The 16,473-nt window shown below is 33.9% G+C and carries 15 protein-coding genes; 2 read left to right on the plus strand and 13 right to left on the minus strand.

What is annotated here, in order from left to right; genetic code table 11:
• Nucleotides 1-251 precede the first annotated feature (251 nt).
• Nucleotides 252-767, plus strand: a complete 516-nt coding sequence (locus AC0LWJ_RS07270; RefSeq protein WP_474238448.1) for a ferredoxin domain-containing protein — start codon at nucleotides 252-254, stop codon at nucleotides 765-767.
• A 41-nt stretch (nucleotides 768-808) separates the two neighbouring features.
• Here AC0LWJ_RS07270 and AC0LWJ_RS07275 read toward each other — a convergent pair whose 3' ends face one another.
• From AC0LWJ_RS07275 to AC0LWJ_RS07325, 11 genes are all read right to left on the minus strand, one after another.
• Nucleotides 809-1,654 (minus strand): YitT family protein, encoded by an 846-nt coding sequence (locus AC0LWJ_RS07275; RefSeq protein WP_474238449.1) that lies wholly within the window; start codon nucleotides 1,652-1,654, stop codon nucleotides 809-811.
• 5 nt (nucleotides 1,655-1,659) lie between these two features.
• Entirely contained in the window at nucleotides 1,660-2,385 is a 726-nt protein-coding gene (locus tag AC0LWJ_RS07280; RefSeq protein WP_474238451.1) for a WecB/TagA/CpsF family glycosyltransferase, read from the minus strand.
• Nucleotides 2,382-3,476 (minus strand): polysaccharide pyruvyl transferase CsaB, encoded by a 1,095-nt coding sequence (gene csaB, locus AC0LWJ_RS07285; protein ID WP_474238453.1) that lies wholly within the window; start codon nucleotides 3,474-3,476, stop codon nucleotides 2,382-2,384. Before csaB ends, AC0LWJ_RS07280 begins: the two co-directional genes overlap by 4 nt.
• Nucleotides 3,473-5,503, minus strand: a complete 2,031-nt coding sequence (locus AC0LWJ_RS07290; protein WP_474238455.1) for a DUF5693 family protein — start codon at nucleotides 5,501-5,503, stop codon at nucleotides 3,473-3,475. Before AC0LWJ_RS07290 ends, csaB begins: the two co-directional genes overlap by 4 nt.
• 114 nt (nucleotides 5,504-5,617) lie before the next feature.
• Nucleotides 5,618-6,034 (minus strand): hypothetical protein, encoded by a 417-nt coding sequence (locus AC0LWJ_RS07295; RefSeq protein ID WP_474238458.1) that lies wholly within the window; start codon nucleotides 6,032-6,034, stop codon nucleotides 5,618-5,620.
• A gap of 70 nt (nucleotides 6,035-6,104) precedes the next feature.
• The gene (locus AC0LWJ_RS07300) at nucleotides 6,105-6,455 is read right to left on the minus strand and encodes a type II toxin-antitoxin system PemK/MazF family toxin (RefSeq protein WP_284681026.1); all 351 of its coding nucleotides are present in this window, start codon (nucleotides 6,453-6,455) and stop codon (nucleotides 6,105-6,107) included.
• 1 nt (nucleotide 6,456) lies between these two features.
• Entirely contained in the window at nucleotides 6,457-6,732 is a 276-nt protein-coding gene (locus AC0LWJ_RS07305) for a CopG family ribbon-helix-helix protein (RefSeq protein ID WP_284680351.1), read from the minus strand.
• Between the two features lie 87 nt (nucleotides 6,733-6,819).
• A complete protein-coding gene (alr, locus tag AC0LWJ_RS07310; protein WP_474238539.1) occupies nucleotides 6,820-7,986 on the minus strand; it encodes an alanine racemase in 1,167 nt (388 codons plus the stop codon).
• Between the two features lie 50 nt (nucleotides 7,987-8,036).
• Complete coding sequence (locus AC0LWJ_RS07315; protein ID WP_474238462.1) at nucleotides 8,037-9,017, minus strand: LolA family protein; 981 nt, start codon at nucleotides 9,015-9,017, stop codon at nucleotides 8,037-8,039.
• Between the two features lie 13 nt (nucleotides 9,018-9,030).
• Nucleotides 9,031-10,563, minus strand: a complete 1,533-nt coding sequence (locus AC0LWJ_RS07320; RefSeq protein ID WP_474238463.1) for an NAD(P)H-hydrate dehydratase — start codon at nucleotides 10,561-10,563, stop codon at nucleotides 9,031-9,033.
• Between the two features lie 99 nt (nucleotides 10,564-10,662).
• Entirely contained in the window at nucleotides 10,663-11,025 is a 363-nt protein-coding gene (locus AC0LWJ_RS07325) for a DUF6514 family protein (RefSeq protein WP_474238466.1), read from the minus strand.
• Between the two features lie 388 nt (nucleotides 11,026-11,413).
• Here AC0LWJ_RS07325 and AC0LWJ_RS07330 point away from each other — a divergent pair, with 388 nt between their 5' ends.
• Nucleotides 11,414-13,567, plus strand: a complete 2,154-nt coding sequence (locus tag AC0LWJ_RS07330; RefSeq protein ID WP_474238470.1) for a sodium-translocating pyrophosphatase — start codon at nucleotides 11,414-11,416, stop codon at nucleotides 13,565-13,567.
• Nucleotides 13,568-13,608: 41 nt separating this feature from the next.
• Here the strand turns inward: AC0LWJ_RS07330 and AC0LWJ_RS07335 are convergent, their stop codons facing one another.
• The gene (locus AC0LWJ_RS07335) at nucleotides 13,609-14,745 is read right to left on the minus strand and encodes a YibE/F family protein (RefSeq protein WP_474238474.1); all 1,137 of its coding nucleotides are present in this window, start codon (nucleotides 14,743-14,745) and stop codon (nucleotides 13,609-13,611) included.
• A 76-nt stretch (nucleotides 14,746-14,821) separates the two neighbouring features.
• Entirely contained in the window at nucleotides 14,822-16,393 is a 1,572-nt protein-coding gene (locus tag AC0LWJ_RS07340) for an alkaline phosphatase (protein ID WP_474238476.1), read from the minus strand.
• Nucleotides 16,394-16,473: the final 80 nt, after the last annotated feature.

The following is a 16,473-nucleotide window of genomic DNA, read 5'->3' on the forward strand; positions in this document are numbered from 1 at the left end:
GTCTTTTTTGCAAGTTTATTACCTCCTTGTAATAAAAAATAGGCACCCCAACTACACAGGTCAAACCTGTATGTTAGAGCGCCTTTGCTCTTTTTTATTCAATTTTTATTTATTTATATTATACAGATGATTTTGCAATTTGTCAATATGAAAATATCAAATGAAATCTTTTACTTACTTTAAAATTTTAAAGGATTTTTTAAAACTTTATAGAATTTATTATATAAACATAAAAAAAGGGGGAAATTTAAATGGATGTTATTGAACTATCAGCCGAACTTATGGCATTATCCGCCAGGACAGCTCCTAAAACTCTTGGTCAAGACTTTATCGAAACAAAAATAATTACAGGTGAAGACTTGAAAAAATTAAATAATGATATGTGCAAATACGGGGAAGAATCAAAAAAGAAAAACTTCGATAGGGATGGAAGAAATGTTGAAAAATCCGGTGCTGTACTCTTAATATCTCTAAATAACCCTAAGAGGTCCGGATTAAACTGCGGCGCATGCGGTTATAATAAATGCGAAAATCTAAGAGATTTCAGAGAAGGCAGTGAATTTGCAGGTCCTGTATGCGCCTGGAGACTTATTGACCTTGGAATAGCTATTGGATCAGCTGTAAAAACTGCCAGTATTTTAAATGTTGACAATAGGGTCATGTACCGCATAGGCATAAGCGCAAGGCGTTTAAAACTTATTGAAGGAGAAATAGTCGTGGGGATTCCATTGTCTGCAACAGGTAAAAACTTATATTTTGACAGATAAATATAACAAAGGGACATATCTCATCATAATATGTCCCTTTGTTATATATCCCTAAAGCCTTCACCCATCACCTCATGTGCTGTTGTAAGTATAACAAATGCAGCAGGGTCTGCCTTTTTTACCAGTTCCCTTAAATTAGTCACCTCATTTCTTGTCACAACACAAAGAAGCACATTTTTATCCTTTTTGGAATACGCACCAACACCCTTTAATTCTGTAACTCCACGGTTCATATCATACAATATTGATTTACTAATATCCTCATACTTGTCTGATATTATTATCGCAATTCTCTCATAATCCGTTCCTTCCTGAACAATATCAATAACTTTAATCCCGAGAAACTCTGTAGCCAACGCATATAAAGCCAATTCAGGAGTAAATACTATACCTGCTAATACTATAATTATGAAATCTATTATAAGAAGTATCCGTCCGACACTTAAAAAAGGCACGTATTTATGTATTGTCATGGCAGCCATATCCGTACCACCGGTTGTTGCTCCATATTTAAACACTATCCCAAGTCCCAGCCCCATGGTTATTCCCCCGTAAACTGCTGCAAGCATAGGGTCATGTGTCAGGGGTTTTAAAAATGAAAACACATCAACTGAAACTCCCAATAGCATTGTAGAATACAAGGTTTTTGCGCCAAATCCCGTGCCAAGTATTTTAATAGATATTATAAAAAGCGGTATATTAATTAAAAGTATGACAGCACCAACAGGCCAACCGAATATATGCTGTAAAACAATGGCAAGTCCGCTTATGCCACCGGGTGCTATCCTGTTTGGTGCTAAAAACAAGTCTAAGGAAAGTGTTAGAAGAAGTGTTCCAATAGTAATCCATACAAAATCATAAATAATTTTTTTAACTTTACTATTCATATATTTCACCTGCGAGAAAATAAAACTTTTACCGCAAATTTGGGCAGTACCATCATCCTCTTATATCTCCAGGGCTCTTTTTTAAGTCTGTAAAGCCATTCCATACCCAGTTTGCGATAAATCTCCGGAGCCCTTTGTACTTTTCCTGCAAGAACATCAAAACTTCCGCCAACCCCAATAGCAAGTCTTGCATTTAATATATTCCTATTTTTGAATATCCATTTTTCCTGTTTTGGTGCTCCCAAAGCCACAAAAATGATATCCGGATTTTTGCTGTTAATCTCTTTTATTATCCCTTCCTCTTGAAAGTCTTTAAAATAGCCATCATGGATACCTACAATATTTATCCCCGGATATTTCTTTTTAAGATTTTCGTATGTTTTTTTAATAACATCCGGTGCGGCACCAAGCAAATATATTTTTTGTTCCTTCTTATCTGCTATTCTTAAAAGCTCCATCATAAGGTCAAAGCCGGCAACCCTCTCAGGAAGTTCTTCTTTATAAACCTTTGATGCAAATACCACACCGCTTCCATCTGGTACATTTAGGTCTGTCTTATTTAATATATATTTGTATTCTTCATCTTTTTGTGCCATCATGATAATTTCAGCGTTTGGTGTTGCAACAATATGAAGCCTATTTTCCTTTAAAAAATCTTCAGTCCTCTTTACCGCATCCTTCATTGTAACCTTGTCTATAGGTACGCCAAATATATTAAACCTATCCTTCATTTTTTTTGCACCTCATGTTTTATATATTCATCAAAAATCTCAAAATTATATTCCGAACGCTGTTTCAACTCATCTGCATACTTCCTTATGTTATTTATATAATCTTCTTTTTTGCAAAAAATCATATTAACATATTTAACTATATCATCAGATGTAAATTTTTCTATTTTAAAAACCTCCATATTAATAGAATTTAAAAATCCATCTATCTTGGGGTCATAAGAAATACCTACAAATGGCGTAGATGTTGCAAAAGCGAAAACCAAAGAGTGAAACCTGACACCTATTAAAAGACTGCTGTTTTTAATAATTCCCATTACTTCTTCAGGCTTATATTTACCTCTAATGATATTAGAAGGCAACTTCATATATTCGGAAACTTTTTCACTTTCAGCTTCATCCTTCTTATAATAAAAAGGAAGAAAAACCACCTTAAAACCATAATCCTGTGCAATGCGATCGGCAGTCTTAGCAATCTCTACCCTTGACAACTCTGAATTACCCCACTCGCGCGTGCAGATTATCATGTATTTATCATTTGAATCAATATTTTCTTTTTCCAATATTTTCTTTACTTGAGAATCCTCAGCTGGTTTAAGATTTATTACCGGATCTGCTGCTACTATTATTTCTTTCCTTATATTTAAATCCTTCAAATATTCCTTTGAGGCTTCATCCCTTACAGTAATCTTATTAACCTTATTTAAAATTTTTGATGTAAGCCACCTATTAAATTTTTTATCAATAGGTCCTATTCCCTGCCCTACTATAAACACCTTTTTACCCAATAAAACCCCAATTAATACAATGGCAAGATAATACCAAAGGCTTTTGCTGCTGGTCTTATCCTGAAAAAGACTTCCACCGCCGCTTAGTATCGCATCCGAGCCTTTAATAACCCTAAATATCTTTTTAAATGAATTTCTACTTATAGCGTTTACTCCATAGGATTTAGCTGTTTCAGCAGGATTGTTTGAAAAAACGGTTATATCGTTAATACCCCTCTCTTTAAGACCTGTGATTAAACAACCCAGCACAGCATCATCACCGCAGTTGTCAAAACCATAATAACCTGAAACAACAACCTTCATAACAATGCTCCTCTTTTTAATAAATTGTTTGCAAATAGTACCAGTCTTTCTACAATTACCACTGCTATTACTCCAATTATTACCCCAAAAATCCACCCATATACCGTTCTTTCTATTGCCATCGTCAATACACTTTCAACATGGCTCATGGTATTTGGTGCGGATAATATACCAATAGATGCAAATATACCCAATATAAAATTCCAACCCTTCGACTTTTTTATTGCTGCATATACTGCCAATATCAAGGCAGGGTATCCGAATAAAAATTCTTTTGTTCTCGGTCTTGCAACAAGATAATGTTCTAAAAAATCCCTGAATTTAAGTTCTATTGATGAAGGTTTAATTAAAGGACTGTTTCCTGTCCTTGAGATATAAATTATACCTATCAATGCTGCTGCTGCAATCGCCAGCATATGCCATATCTTTATATCCATATTTAAAATTTTGACCGACGTATTTAAAAATTTTTTAAAATTATCGATTTTAAACACCTTATAACAGTAATATATTACAAATATAAGTACCGGTATGGTAAATGATAGCTTAACACCACGAAAATAATCAAGTTTCAGCATATATTTGCTGTCCGCCATTATTGCAGCAATCATCAGTCCTCCAACAAAGGAAATTAAAACAGCTTTTATGAATATTTTTAACGATATAGAAATAAAACCCTTATGTCCCTTGTTGTTTATTAATCCATTACTGCTATTAACAAAATATACTATTCCAAGTGAAGGAAATATAATCGATGCTGCAAGAGCAACAGTCTTTATCCCCAAGTCATTAAATCTCGTTAACAAAACTGCTGCAGTTAACACCGTTGTCGCAATTGTCAATATAAGTGCAGGTACTTCTTTTAGCCCAAAGGATAGCAAAAGCAGTATACCTCCTGCAACAACACCAATTGCAATAAGAACTTCTATTATTTTTGACTGGTGAATCACACCCATTGGTTTTGCCATACCGGTTTTCAATCCTGCATAGTTAACGAGGGTATTCAACTGCTTCATTGCTGTTATGTTTTGCTTCATATTATACGCATGCGTCTTTAAATCATCCACCTTTGCCCTCATGTAAATTATTCTGACATTTCTCTCAATTATAGACCTGTACCATCTGTCAACTATGTCGTTTATATCATATTTTTGTGTTTCCTTTTCAGAAAGACCATAAACTTTAAGCCCCCTATATCCATCAAATTTAGTAAATTTCTCAATGCCGCTTTGCAATTTTTTACCCATTGGTGTATCAATAATACCAACCGTTATACCATTTTTCTTAAACTGGGATGCAGCATAGGATATCTTTTCCATATTGCCCAGAACATCATTGCCACCAAAGATGACGGTTTTAGTATCATAGTTTTTTAACAATTTGATATAATTCTCTATATCTCTATCTTTTATCCCATTGAAGTTTTCTACACGGGGTATTACATCAAAGCCAAGAGCCTTGACCATATTAAGGTCTTTTACATCAAAACCTAAACCTTGTTCAGAAAATGTGTCCATTGGTTCATTTATAATAAAGGCATAGTCTTTGTTTTTTTCAAGTATTGTTAATTTGTCCTGCGGAACCCTTCTGCTTAGTGAATTTTTCAAAAAATCAAATGTATCCCTGTCCCTTGTCGTCACAATTAAAAAATTACTCTGAATTTCCCTCTGTCTATCAGTAATATTCCTTAAATATTGTGTAACAGCTTCATTATCTGTTTTACCAATCAAAGTATATATATTTTGCACATCTGACATTGTATTTAAGGAAATTCTACCGATGTCTTTAAGCCTTTTTAATGATATTTCAGGCACTGCCACACCCTTCAAACCATTTGCTTTCATTTCTTTTAAGATATTGGAAATATCGCTTCCTGTGTTTGCTGACAGATTTTCAAAATTATAAAGGTCTGCGACAATTTCAACAGTATCATATTTATTTTCTACGCCAATCCTTGCCACATCAACATATATAGACACAATTACAGACAATATTATTACTGCCACAAGCATTACTTTAAGTTTCAAGCTAATCGCTCCTTTTCTCTATTTGCTACGATTATTATACCACTCATATAATATATAAGACAATATTATAAAATTGAACCCTACCCTAAAAAAATAAGGCTTCCTGCCAGCCCATTAATTTTTAGTATATTTTCCTATAACTATTATAATTGAATCCGACCTTGCCTTTATACCTCTGCCATCAGACCGTGGAAACAGTAATAGATGGTTTGCAGGTACTATTATATTGTTTTTTAAATCATTTCCACCTGTTAAATCTGAAACCCCATCCGTTTTTGTTACAATTACAGAATTTCCTGTTCTTAAAATCGCTTCAGAACCTTGATACAATGTAATAACTTCTCCAGGTTTAAGTTCTACTACTTCATAGTTATTTACTCCTGAAGATATCTGACTTAATTTGCTGTCAACATAGCTCTTTGTTGCAAGCGGATCCTGTTGGCTTCCGGGATCAGAATTTGAATCCGCATATCCTATCGTAAATACAGTCAATAAACCCATAATCAATATAAGTATATATATTCTTTTCACTATGTACGTTCCTCCTTTACCTTTTATTTTAACATGAAATAAAAGAGGTATTTTATCTACGTTTCAGCCCTTAAAAATCAATGAGTCCGAGGCTTATTTGCAGTGCTTCATTTACCTTATCCATCATTTCCTGATCGAAATGCCCTATCTTTTCCCTCAATCTTTTTTTATCAATTGTTCTTATCTGTTCAAGAAGAATAACAGAATCTTTATTTAGTCCAAATTCAGTCCCGTTTATCTCCACATGTGTAGGAAGCTTTGCCTTGTTTATCTGTGAAGTAATAGCCGAAACTATGACTGTTGGACTGTATTTATTGCCAATATCATTTTGTATCACAAGTACAGGTCTTACCCCCCCCTGTTCAGAGCCAATTACAGGGCTTAAATCAGCATATAAAATATCTCCTCTTTTTATAACCATATTAATCACACTTTTTTAATTTCCTTTCATATCTTAAAAAACATTCATTTTCGGCGGTTAGGCTCATTTCCGCAAGTTCAGCATTGATCGTACCCATCTCAAGGTAGCCTTTTTTCATGCTTTCACGTATCTTCATCTTTTTTCTTTCCCTGATGTACAACCTCATAGCTTCTCTTATGAATTCACTGCGGTTTCTATTTTCCATCGCTGCAAGAATATCAACTTCTTCAAGCAAACTCTCCGGCAAACTGACGAGTATTCTTTTTGTCTCGCCCACTATTATGACCTCCTAACGCACTTATATAATAAATTATATACTGTTATATATATTTATGTCAATCTTTATTATTTTTATACAGGATAATCAATGATGTAAATAATTTTGCACTTTTGATATCTTTCCATTACTTATATATATTCGTGGTACCCTTCTGGATATTCCACAATATACTTCATAAGAAATAGTTTTTATTTTTTTTGCTATATCATCAGGGGTTATACTTTTATTGCCTTGTTCTCCCATCAATACAGCTACATCACCTACCTCAACACCGTTTATATTTGTTACATCTATCATACATTGATCCATACATATTTTTCCTACTATCGGTGCATATTTCCCTTTTATTATAACATTATGATTATTTGATAACAACCTGTTTAAACCATCTGCATAACCAATAGGCAATGTCGCTATTTTACTTGTTTTGCTTGTTTTGTATGTTCTGTTATAACTTATAAACTCATTTTCTGAAACATCTTTAAGCTGTACTATGCGTGCCTTTATAGCCATGGTGCTGCGTAAATCCGCCTTTTTTTCTACCTCATCAGAAGGATAGCATCCATACAATATAATACCGGGTCTCACCATTTCAAGGTGTGTAAAAGGCAAATCAATAATTGCGGCACTATTAGCAATATGCCTTACAGGTATTTTGACTCCACGCTTTGAAAGCCTTTCATTTATTTCCTTAAACTTCTTAAACTGCCACAGGGTATATTCTTTATCTTTTTCATCAGAGGATGAAAAGTGGCTGAAAATACCTTCAATATATATTCCTTCTAATAAAGACATTTCTACTATTTCTTCCTCGGCTTTTCCAAGGTCATGGTATCCGATTCTGCCCATTCCCGTATCAATTTTAACATGAATCTTTGCCTTTTTCCCCTGATTATAAGCTTCTCTGGACAATTCATAAGCATATTTCAGTTCAAAAACTGTTTGTGTTAAATCATATTTAACAATTTCTTTGACATATTCTATCGGGGTATATCCCAGTATTAATATCGGTTTATCAATTCCCAATTCCCTAAGTTCGATAGCCTCATCGATAATTGCAACCGCAAGATAATCCGCTCCATTTTCAATAACTGCCTTTGAAACTTCATATGACCCATGCCCATATGCATTTGCTTTTACAACAGCCATAATCCCTGCATCTTTGTCCGTCATTTTTCTTATTTGATTATAGTTATGTTTAATATTATCAAGATTAACCTCTGCCCATGCGGGTCTATATAAATCAAATATATCAATTACCCCCTTGCCATCCCCGTCTGTTTGACAGGTTTTTCTCTTTTCTATTTAAAAGACTTGAATATTTTTAATACTTCTTTTTCACTTATATTTTGGTTTGATATTATCTTTATATTAATGCCATTTTTATACATATCATATGCTTCACCTTTTTTATAATAAATAAATCCATCAGCTTGTTTCATTGCCCAATCTTTTTTGTCGTTATTTTCTTCAATGCTTTCGACAATTTTAATTATATCATTCCCTTTTAAATATGTTAAATAAATTGAATTTGCCGATGTTTTATCTATGTTAATATTTAACAGACTATAACCTTCCGGCATAAATACAGGTAAAACAGGATTTATACCGGAATACTTATAAACGTCCTTTAAATCAATTGATTCCTTTTGATTTATATTCATATCTTTACTAATTGTAGAAATATTATCCTTATTAAATATCTTGTCTTTTATATCTGGATTATATACAAAATTCTTATAAGTAATTTTTGCATAAAGTTCCCCTTTAATTCCATATATTTTAAGGATTTGAGGTTTCAATCCTTTTTTTGAAAATTCCATCTCTTCCTTATACAAATAGGTATTTCCTTCGGGAATCGGCGTAGCAATTGTAAAAATATCAGCAGATGATTTTGCAATATTACCTGCCTTATTGAGATTATATCTAAAAGAGGTTACCATCGAATATATAGGTATATTATTGCTATTTTCCTCAATAAATACCTGATTAATCTTTGAAAAATACACATAACTGTGTTTCTCATCATACATGATTATCTTATCAACCTTACCTTCATTATCGAAAATCTCAATTCTATATTTCCCGTCTTTGTAAAACTGTTTCATGAAGAACCTTTTTGTATTATTATTACTGTGCAACTCTGCCTCGGCATCTGCAGTATAACTTTTCATGCCATTAAGAGATTTAAGAATACTTTCATATGCATTTTCTTTTGCCTTTTCACCACAACCGGCAAATAAAGCTATAAGAAAAATCAAAAGGGCGATTCGGAACTTCAAAAAAAACCACCTCTTATTTACCTGTTTTTAATGCCTCATGAATAAACTCAATTATATTTGAAGCCGTAAGACTTAATTCTCCATATTTTTCTTCCGCCATATCCCCCGCTTTGCCGTGATAATAAACTCCATATTTTGCTGCATCAACACAATCATAACCCTGTGCCATAAATGAAGCAATCATTCCGGTAAGAACATCGCCACTTCCGGCAGTTGCCATTCCCGGATTTCCTGTTTTATTAATATATATGCCTTTTGCCTTGTTTCCTATTACTGTTCTTGACCCCTTAAGCACAAGTGTGACCATGTATCTATCTACAAAATCCGATACACTTTTAAGTGTATTATTCTTTATATCATCAATACTTATACCACTAAGCCTTGACATCTCTCCATAATGCGGTGTTAAAATTAAGTCTTTCCCTGTAATAATATCAAGACTGCCACATAATGCGTTTAATCCGTCTGCGTCAATTACCATAGGTTTATTTATGCTATTAATAATGCGTTTTAAAAAGGCTCTTATTCTTTCGCTATTTGTAATGCCCGGTCCTATTGCTATTACATCACAATCGCTTGCTAAAGCCATAACCTCCTCCGCTGATTCAGAAAAAAATGTACCATCTTCGTCTTTTATGCCATGTGTTATAATTTCGCTTAATCCTCCCTGAAGTATATGCTGTATAGTTTTAGGAACAGCAAGCCTTACAAGCCCGCAACCGGTTTTTATTGCACTCTGAGCACAAAGATGTGCAGCCCCTGTCATATTCTTTGAACCGGCTACAATAAGCACTTTGCCATAATCGCCTTTATAGGTGTTTTTATCCCTTTCTTTAATCCTGACATCCTGATTCGTTATAATATTGTATTTATTTCTATATTGTTCTATTATGTCCTTTGGTATGCCTATATCTGCAACGGTAATTTCTCCGCAATATTCAACACCGGGATAAACCACAAGTCCCTTTTTTATATACTGCATCGTAACGGTTTCACATGCCTTTACACCACAGCTTTCTATATGACCTGTATCTGCATTTATCCCCGATGGTACATCGACAGATATAATATGTTTATTCGACTGATTAAGCATCTCAATTATTTCCTTTGTATTACCGCTTATTTCTCCTCTTAAACCAATCCCATAAATAGCATCAATTATTAAATCACATTCTTTAAGGTTTTTCTCCAAAAATTTTAATTGTTCTTTTTGTATTATTTCTGCAACAAAAATCCCCATATTCATAATAATATCTAAATTTTTTTTGGCATCACCTGTTATTAAAGCACTATTGGAAGTCAAAAAGACTTTAACATCATATCCATTATTATGCAAATATCTTGCGGCAACATATCCGTCACCGCCATTATTACCCTTACCTGATATTATCAGGACATTTTTCATACACCTTTCAGTTAAATATTCTTTAGCTCTTTCCGCCACCATTCTTCCTGCATTTTCCATAAGACATATTGAAGGTATACCCAAAGAATTAATAGCCGTACTTTCGATGTCCTTCATTTCCTTAACAGATAATATTATCATAAAAAATCATCTCCATATTTTTTAATGCATTTACAGTGTTATAAATCTTAAATATATTATATACTGAAAAATAAAATAAAAAAAGAAGGTTTTTAACCTTCATATTGCTATCTTACATATTTTTATATATTCATCATAATCATCTACATACTTATAATAGTTGTCGTCAATAATATCACATAAATGAAGCGGTGACACCCTCATATCCTTAAAATACCTTAAAAGCTCCTCCACCTTCTCCATATACGGACTTACATGTAATACCCTATCCACTAATTTTCTAATGAGCATCTCATTAAGAAATATCTCTTCAGAAATTTCGATTCCGTATGATGGAACTTCAATATCTTCACTGCCATTAAAGACCTTCACTTGAGATTTCACCAAAAAATACTTCCTTAGCACCATTTTCCCCTCCACACTATCAGTCAATTGATATTCACTTACTCTTTTGTAATGCATTTAAATACCCCCTTAATTCTATTTTTATACACACTTTTTAATTGATTGTTTATTAATTTGTAAATTATATTGTTATATTCTATTTCCCCTTCAAAAATCCTTCTATTTTCGGAAAATTTTTTATCGACAGAAAATGATAAAAATAACAGATTGTAAACATTTCATTCCTTTGTATTCATTGCATTTAAGCATTGATAAAAAAATCCTTTTGATAATTTATAGGATTTTAATATAATTTGCTAAAATTTGTCGATAAATTTTTTTATGAAATCGCATAATTTTTTATAATAAAAAACCCTTATTAAATATAGGTAATTTTACAATAAATATTTTTTAATTTTTTGAAGGATTTTCACAACAAACGTCGTATTTAAAATATAAAGAAAAAATGAAAGGAGTGTATCAATTGGTCACATATGTTGTTTTAATCTACGGTATTATTGCTGTTGCAATAATCGTTACCTTTTCATTGATTAAATATATCTATAAACAGGAAAAAGGTAATAAACAAATGCAGGAAATATCCGATGCCATAAAAGAAGGAGCTATGGCTTTCCTCAACCGTCAGTACAAAACAATTGGTTTATTAGCAGTAGTATTAGCTATAATTATCGCATCTGCCAATTATTTCGGTCATCTTTCACAAGGGGGAAATGTTGCAGTCGCTTATGCCTGGCGAATAAGCTTAGCTTTTGTGGCTGGCGCTCTATGTTCAGGCTTTGCGGGATTTATTGGCATGTATATATCGGTAAATACAAACATCCGGGTCGCTTCGGCTGCCAAAAAGGGGTTAAATAAGGCTTTGCAAATTGCTTTAAGGGGTGGATCTGTTACCGGTTTAATCGTTACAGCTTTATCCTTATTTGGTATTGTAACATTGTTTATTGCATATGGTGGTATGTCCGATAATCCGGATATTACTAAACTCGTCCCTTCCATAATAGTTGGATTTGCTTTTGGCGCATCGTTTGTCGCACTTTTTGCACAACTCGGAGGCGGCATTTTTACAAAAGCGGCAGATGTCGGTGCAGATTTAGTCGGTAAAGTAGAAGTCGGAATACCTGAGGACGACCCAAGAAATCCTGCTGTTATCGCTGACCTTGTTGGTGATAATGTAGGCGATTGTGCCGGTAGGGGTGCTGATTTGTTTGAATCCATCGCTGCAGAAAACATAGGTGCAATGATACTTGGCGCTGCACTTTATCCGGTTTTCGGCTGGAAGGGCATTCTTTTCCCTCTTGTAGTCTGTGCAGTAGGAATAATATCATCAATAATAGGCATAATCTCAGTCAAAGTAAAGGATGATAAAGAGGACCCCATGAATGCTCTCGGCAATGGTTATTTCATTACTGTAATTTTAAATTCGATACTGTTGCTGTTTTTTATAAAAATAATGCTGGGAAGTTCTTTGTCAAATGGCATACCGGTAAATTACTGGTTATTATACGGTTCTTCATTAACCGGTATAACCCTCGGCTATCTTTTTGTGATTTTAACGGATTATTATACATCTATGTCAAGAAAACCTGTACAAGAAATAGCAAAAGCATCCGTAACAGGTCCTGCAACAAACATTATAACGGGTATATCCGTTGGTCTGGAATCCACCGCAATCCCTATAATTTTTATATCCGCCGCCATATTAATATCTTATAAGTTGGGACAATTGGCATTGCCCGGAATATTAAATGCCGGATTCTATGGAACTGCGATCGCAACAATGGGTATGCTTTCCACAGCAGCTTATATCCTGGCAATGGATACTTTTGGTCCAATAACCGATAATGCCGGCGGTATTGTTGAAATGTCAAGGGCTTCAGATGAAATAAGATTAGTAACGGATAGGCTTGATGCCTGCGGTAATACAACAAAGGCATTGACAAAGGGTTATGCCGTTGGTTCAGCAGCATTGGCAACGTTTTTATTGTTTTCCGCTTATCTTGACGAGGTTAAAAATATCCTGGGTAAACCTTTGGATTCATGGTTCTCTGTTGATATAGGCAAACCCGAGGTCTTTATCGGAGCTTTTATCGGTGCCATGATTGTATTTTTATTCAGTTCCACAGCCATAAGGGCAGTAGGAAAAGCCGCACAATACATTATTTTAGAAGTAAGAAGACAATTTAAAGAAATCAAAGGAATAATGGAAGGTACAACAAAACCGGATTATGCAAGCTGTGTCGATATTGTAACAAAAGGCGCTTTAAAAGAAATGATAATTCCCGGTCTTATTGTCGTCTTAGCACCGATACTTGTCGGCGTTTCCCTTGGAAAAGAAGCGGCAGGCGGCTTTTTAATGGTAACTACAATAACCGGTGTTATAATGGCGTTGTTTCTAAATAACAGCGGCGGTGCGTGGGACAATGCTAAAAAATACATTGAACTTGGAAATCTTGGCGGTAAAAATTCTGATGCTCATAAAGCAGGTGTTGTTGGCGATACCGTAGGTGACCCTTTTAAAGATACCGCCGGTCCATCGTTACATGTTTTAATTAAATTAGTAAGTACAATAACACTTGTTTTTATATCCTTATTTAGATAATACAGAGTGAATATAAAGAGGGATCTCCCCTCTTTATATTTTTATGAAGAAACCGTTTTTTTAGTCTTAAAAGTAAATAATAATCCCCCTAATATTGACGTAAACGGTGCTACGATAATCATGCCAAAACTGCCAACTAATGTGTGCAATATTTGAGCTGCAACATATTGGAGATTAAGAATATTGATAACGGGTGTCCCCTGTGCCATAAACACCATTAAAAGAGCAATATAACCTCCTGAATAGGCAAATAATAATGTTGTTGTCATTGTACCGATTACAACCCTTCCTACATTAAAACCAGATTGTATAGCCTCTCTTGAAGTTATATCAGGCTTTTTTTCTACAACCTCTTGTATTGCTGCAGAAATATCCATTGCAATATCCATAAGCGCACCAACTGATGCTATAAAAATACTTGACAAGAATATTTGGGTTAAATTTAAATGTGCATAACCTGAATAAAGCAAGGTTTCTGAAAAAGGTACCACAGCCCCATGTATCTTGAATAAATTGCCAAACAGTAATGAAAAAATCAATGTTGTTATAACACCGGAAATTGTACCAAGAAAAGCTGTAACAGCTTTTTTGGTTATCCCTGCCACAAGAAAGATGGTTACAGCTGCTAATACAATAACAACTATAAAGGAAATAATTACAGGATTAAACCCTTTTAAAAATGCTGGCAGCAATATCTTCCACATCATAAGTACAGTAAATACAAATGAAAGCAGTGCCTTTGCACCTATCCATCCGCCAAAATAGATAAGCAGCAAGACAAAAATTGAAAACAATATTAATTCATAATTTATTCTATAATGGTCAATTACATTTACAGCAATTATCTTGTTTCCGGAATGATTTATGGTGATAAGTGCTTTATCACCTGGTTCAAACATCTTATCAATTTCAAGTCTACCAACAAGAAGATTCGATGATTCAAATTCCTGACCCTTAAATTTTCCAGTTAGAATTTTCACCCTAAGTCCCTGTGTACCTGTTTTTACAATACCGCTCTGCACTATCTTGCTGTTATCTGTAGCAATGATAAGACCTTTTTCTCTTAAATATCCATCAGATTCTTTTTCAAAACCTGTGGGAATTAAAAATAAAATTATACTGAAAATCAAAACAATAATCGTAAAAATGATTTCCGGTTTTCTGAATTTCTTCAACATATCTTTCCTCCATTTTAATCTTATAGAGAAAGCGAGGAAGACTTCCTCGCTTTCTCATCATAAAATTTTAAACTGATTAACTTTTTGAAACACCCATAACAGCTAAGAATTTTTTTGCTATATCCGTATTATCATAATAACCCTGGAAAAGCTCTTGCCCTACACCTTTAGCATATACCGGTACAGGTACTCCCGTATGAGAATAGGATGTCCAGCCGATACCGGCTTTCTGATTTAGTATATGCGTTAATGTCACTGATAAGGGCTCATATCCTCCATATAGAAGATACGTTTGTTGGTCATTACCTCTCTCTTTCTTATCCTTCATATTTAAAGCAAGGGCAGCCTTTAAACTGTTTAAATCCTGCTCATTAAGAGCAAGCTGTAATTGTTTGGCAGCTTCTTTATCACCATTTTTTGCTTTGTTTTCAAGGGCAGTTTTTTCATCAGCTGTCAAAACTGTCAAACCAAAATTTTCCTTTATTAATGGCAGCAAATCTTCAATTTTTGCGTTTTCAGGTGTATGACTTTTTTTGTATTCCTCTACCTTTTTATCAAATTCATCATAAGAGATTTTTTGATTTGCTAATATATCATAATATGTTTCATATTTTGTACCTGCAAAACCGATCGTCATTCCGCCTGTTTCATGATCGGCAGTTACAACGATTAATGTCTCATCAGGATGTTTATCGTAAAATTTCATTGCCTCAGCAACAGCATTATCTAATGCCATTGTATCATATATGTTTGCTGCGGCATCATTTGCATGCCCTGACCAGTCGATTTTTCCTCCTTCTACCATCATGAAAAATCCTTTTGGATTGTCTAATAATTCAATGCCTTTTTTAGTAAAATCAGCCAATGTCAAGCTGTTTTGATTGTTATTAATGCTGTATGGCAATGCCTTAGCCTTATCAAGAACAGGATTTACGGCAATCACCTTTCCTGACTTTGAATCAAGCTTTTGAAAATCTTCTTTAGTAGTTACATATTTATAACCATTCTTTTTCGCTTCCTCTGTTACATCAGGTTTATCACCATTTTTCCCCTTCGCCTGAAGGAAACCTCCACCGGCAAAATAATCAAAATTACTTTTTGTTAATTCCATTGCTATGTCATAATAATTATTCCTTGATGGATTATGTGCATAAAAAACCGCAGGGGTAGCATGGTCAATAGATACGCTTGATACAATACCTACTTTCATGCCATTTGCCTTTGCCTTTTCAGCAGTAGACGTATATTTAATTTTCTTTGATGGATCCATTGCTATAATACCATCATTTGTTTTAAATCCGGTTGCTATTGAGGTACCTGCAGAAGCCGAATCAGGTATAAATGAATCTGCTTCATAGGTTGTCTGCATTCCTTGTGCAGGAAATTGAGTAAAATTAAGTTTCTTTATGTTTGGGTTATCACTTTTAGCAATAGAACCTTTATAAATTTCTGCTGAGCTTACTTCAGGCATACCCATTCCATCACCAATAAACAAAAATACATATTTAGCCGGTTTGCCTGAATAACTGTTTGTATTGCTTGAAGCCGTTTGCTTTGATTGACTGCCGCATCCGCTTAATAATAATGACATGACCATTATTATCAGCAATGACAGTATAAATGATTTCCTTTTAAAAATTGTTCTCATACTTAACCTCCTAAGAAATTTTTTCAATTCAGTAAAATTATACTTAAAATATGTTAACATCAAATTAAATATAGGTTAAA

Source organism: Aceticella sp. 75b-Ac (genome assembly GCF_056032965.2).

Excerpts from the sequence above, each read along its gene's own strand:
- AC0LWJ_RS07270 (WP_474238448.1), top strand. The coding sequence starts at position 252 with ATGGATGTTATTGAACTATCAGCCGAACTTATGGCATTATCCGCCAGG.
- AC0LWJ_RS07275 (WP_474238449.1), bottom strand. The coding sequence starts at position 1,654 with ATGAATAGTAAAGTTAAAAAAATTATTTATGATTTTGTATGGATTACT.
- AC0LWJ_RS07280 (WP_474238451.1), bottom strand. The coding sequence starts at position 2,385 with ATGAAGGATAGGTTTAATATATTTGGCGTACCTATAGACAAGGTTACA.
- csaB (WP_474238453.1), bottom strand. The coding sequence starts at position 3,476 with ATGAAGGTTGTTGTTTCAGGTTATTATGGTTTTGACAACTGCGGTGAT.
- AC0LWJ_RS07300 (WP_284681026.1), bottom strand. The coding sequence starts at position 6,455 with ATGGTTATAAAAAGAGGAGATATTTTATATGCTGATTTAAGCCCTGTA.
- AC0LWJ_RS07320 (WP_474238463.1), bottom strand. The coding sequence starts at position 10,563 with ATGATAATATTATCTGTTAAGGAAATGAAGGACATCGAAAGTACGGCT.
- AC0LWJ_RS07325 (WP_474238466.1), bottom strand. The coding sequence starts at position 11,025 with ATGCATTACAAAAGAGTAAGTGAATATCAATTGACTGATAGTGTGGAG.
- AC0LWJ_RS07330 (WP_474238470.1), top strand. The coding sequence starts at position 11,414 with ATGAAAGGAGTGTATCAATTGGTCACATATGTTGTTTTAATCTACGGT.
- AC0LWJ_RS07335 (WP_474238474.1), bottom strand. The coding sequence starts at position 14,745 with ATGTTGAAGAAATTCAGAAAACCGGAAATCATTTTTACGATTATTGTT.
- AC0LWJ_RS07340 (WP_474238476.1), bottom strand. The coding sequence starts at position 16,393 with ATGAGAACAATTTTTAAAAGGAAATCATTTATACTGTCATTGCTGATA.